Source organism: Xanthomonas sp. SHU 166 (assembly GCF_000364685.1).
Lineage (GTDB): Bacteria > Pseudomonadota > Gammaproteobacteria > Xanthomonadales > Xanthomonadaceae > Xanthomonas_A > Xanthomonas_A sontii.
On record NZ_AQOJ01001005.1, the window covers coordinates 1 to 2,749 of the forward strand.

2 protein-coding genes and 1 pseudogene are annotated in these 2,749 nt (G+C 68.3%); all 3 read right to left on the reverse strand.

The genetic code is table 11. The features are described 5' to 3' along the window. Positions 1-1,290 (reverse strand): putative lipid II flippase FtsW (gene ftsW / locus D180_RS22210; RefSeq protein ID WP_017914499.1); only part of this gene is annotated, 1,290 nt, incomplete at its 3' end. Next, positions 1,290-2,375, reverse strand: coding sequence for a phospho-N-acetylmuramoyl-pentapeptide-transferase (gene mraY, locus D180_RS22215; protein WP_010344435.1), 1,086 nt, complete (start codon positions 2,373-2,375; stop codon positions 1,290-1,292). The genes ftsW and mraY, both read right to left, overlap by 1 nt. Beyond that, positions 2,365-2,749 (reverse strand): annotated as a pseudogene (locus D180_RS22220) (UDP-N-acetylmuramoylalanyl-D-glutamyl-2, 6-diaminopimelate--D-alanyl-D-alanine ligase); the annotation flags it as partial. The pseudogene D180_RS22220 and the gene mraY, both read right to left, overlap by 11 nt.

Here is a 2,749-nt window from a genome sequence, read left to right on the forward strand (position 1 = left end):
CGGCTGCATGCGGCTGGTGCCGCGCCCCGGGGCACCGCCCTGGATCGCCGCGGCGACCGCGCTGGCGCTGGCCTCGCGCGCGGCGTGCAGGTCCTCGGCGTTGTCCACGGTCTGCTTGACCGGCATCGCCGCGTCGCTGCGTACCAGCGCCACCTGGCGCTCGGCGCGGTTGAGTTCGTAGGACACGCGCAGCAGCAGCCCCATCGCCACGCAGGTCATCAGCACGCTGGAACCACCGGCGGAGATCAGCGGCAGGGTCAGGCCCTTGGTCGGCAGGATGCCCAGGTTCACGCCGACCGAGACGAAGCTCTGCAGGCTGATCCACAGGCCGATGCCGAAGGCGATGTAGCCGGAGAAGTGGCGCTTCATTTCCACGCAACGCATGCCCAGCCAGAACGCGCGGCCGACCAGCAGCGCGTACAGCGAGATGATCAGGCACACGCCGACGAAGCCCAGTTCCTCGGCGATGACCGAGAAGATGAAGTCGGTGTGCGCTTCCGGCAGGTAGTTGAGCTTCTGCACCGAGCCGCCCAGGCCGACCCCGAACAGTTCGCCGCGGCCCACCGCCATCAGCGCGTTGGACAGCTGGTAGCCGGAACCGAGCTGGTCGGCCCACGGATCGAGGAAGGAGGTGATGCGGCGCAGGCGGTACGGCTCGAGGATCGCGATGAAGGCGAACACCGGCAGGCCGATCACGATCGGCATCGACATGCGCGGCAGATTCACCCCGCCCAACACCAGCATGCCGGCGGTGATCGCCAGCAGCAGCGTGGAGGAACCGAAGTCCGGCTGCAGCAGCAGCAGGCCGACCAGCGCCACCGCCACACCCAGCGGCTTGAGCATCGCCGGCCAGGTCGCGTTGACCTCGTCGCGGAAACGCACCAGGTAGCTGGACAGCCACACGATGTACAGCACCTTCACCGCTTCCACGGTCTGGAAACGCGAGATGCCCAGGTTGATCCAGCGCCGCGCGCCGTTGACGGTGCTGCCCAGCCCGGGCACGAACACCACCAGCAGCAGGCCGAAGCAGGCCAGCAGCAGCAACTGGTTGTACTGCTCGATGTTCTTCAGCTCGGTGCGCATCGCCCAGATCGCCAGGCCGACACCGCCGGCCAGGAACAGCAGGTGACGGCTCAGGTAGTAGAACGGGCTGGTGGTCAGCTCGATCGAGCTGGAGCCGACCATGACCACGCCCAGCGACGCCAGCGCCACCGCGGCGCCGAGCAGCCACGGGTCGTAGCGGCCACCGATGGCCTCCAGGCGGGTCGCTTGGCGGGCGGGGTCGTTCATCAGCGCACCTTCAACGTGGCCAGGCCGACCAGCACCAGCACCACCGAAATGATCCAGAAGCGCACGATCACCCGCGGCTCCGGCCAGCCCTTCAGCTCGAAGTGGTGGTGGATCGGCGCCATGCGGAACACGCGCTTGCCGGTGAGCTTGAACGAGGCGACCTGGATCATCACCGACAGCGTCTCGATGACGAACACGCCGCCCATGATCACCAGCACCAGTTCCTGGCGCACGATCACCGCGATGGTGCCCAGCACCGCGCCCAGCGCCAGCGCGCCGATGTCGCCCATGAACACCATCGCCGGGTAGGTGTTGAACCACAGGAAGCCCAGGCCCGCGCCGGCGATCGCCGCGCAGATGATGATCAGCTCGCCGGCGCCGGGGATGGTCGGGATCTTCAGGTAGGCCGAGAACACCGCGTTGCCCGAGGCATAGGCGAACACGCCCAGCGCGCAGGCCACCAGCACCGTCGGCATGATCGCCAGGCCGTCCAGGCCGTCGGTCAGGTTGACCGCGTTGGAGAAGCCGACGATCCAGAAGTAGGCGATGGCCACGAAGCTGATCCCGGCCAGCGGCAGCGCGATCGACTTGAACATCGGGATGTAGAAGGTGATCGCCGCCGGCACGTCGGCGGTGTAGTACAGGAACAGGCCCGCGGCCAGGCCGAAGATCGACTGCAGCAGGTACTTCCAGCGCGACTTCAGCCCGTTCGGGTCGCGGCGCACGATCTTGATCCAGTCGTCGTACCAGCCGATCACGCCGAACGCCAGCATCACCGCCAGCACCAGCCACACGTAGCGGTTGCGCAGGTCGCCCCACAGCAGCACCGACAGCAGCACGGTGAGCAGGATCAGCGAGCCGCCCATGGTCGGAGTGCCGGCCTTGGAGAAGTGGGTCTGCGGGCCGTCCTGGCGGATCGGCTGACCGCCCTTGAACTGCGCCAGCTTGCGGATCACCGCCGGGCCCAGCCACAGCGACAGGAACAGCGAGGTCAGCGCCGCGAGGATGCCGCGGAAGGTCAGATAGCCGAACAGCCCGAACATGCTTTCGAGCTGCTGCAGCCAGCGGGCGAGTTCAAGCAGCATGCGGCGCCTCCTGTGCCTGGTTCAGCAGCGCGCGCACCACGGTGTCCATGGCGCTACCGCGCGAGCCCTTGATCAGGAGCGTGGCCGGGACCCGGGACCCGGGACCCGGGACCCGTGGGAGCGCGCCATCGGACGGCGCGCTGGTGTTCTCATGCATCTGCTTCACTTCCTGCTCTTGATCCTGCTCTTGCCGATTCCCGGCTCCCGATTCCCGATTCCCGGCCACCGCGGCCAGATCGCGCTGCAGCGCCTCGATCAGCGCCGCATGGCTGTCGAAGACGCGGCCGTTCTCGCCGAACGCCTGCGCGGCGTGGGCGCTGAGCGGGCCGAGCGCGTACAGCCGGGTCAGCCCGGCGTCGCGCGCGCGGCGCCCA

Coding starts and splice junctions, on each gene's coding strand:
- mraY (WP_010344435.1), bottom strand. CDS start 2,375: ATGCTGCTTGAACTCGCCCGCTGGCTGCAGCAGCTCGAAAGCATGTTC.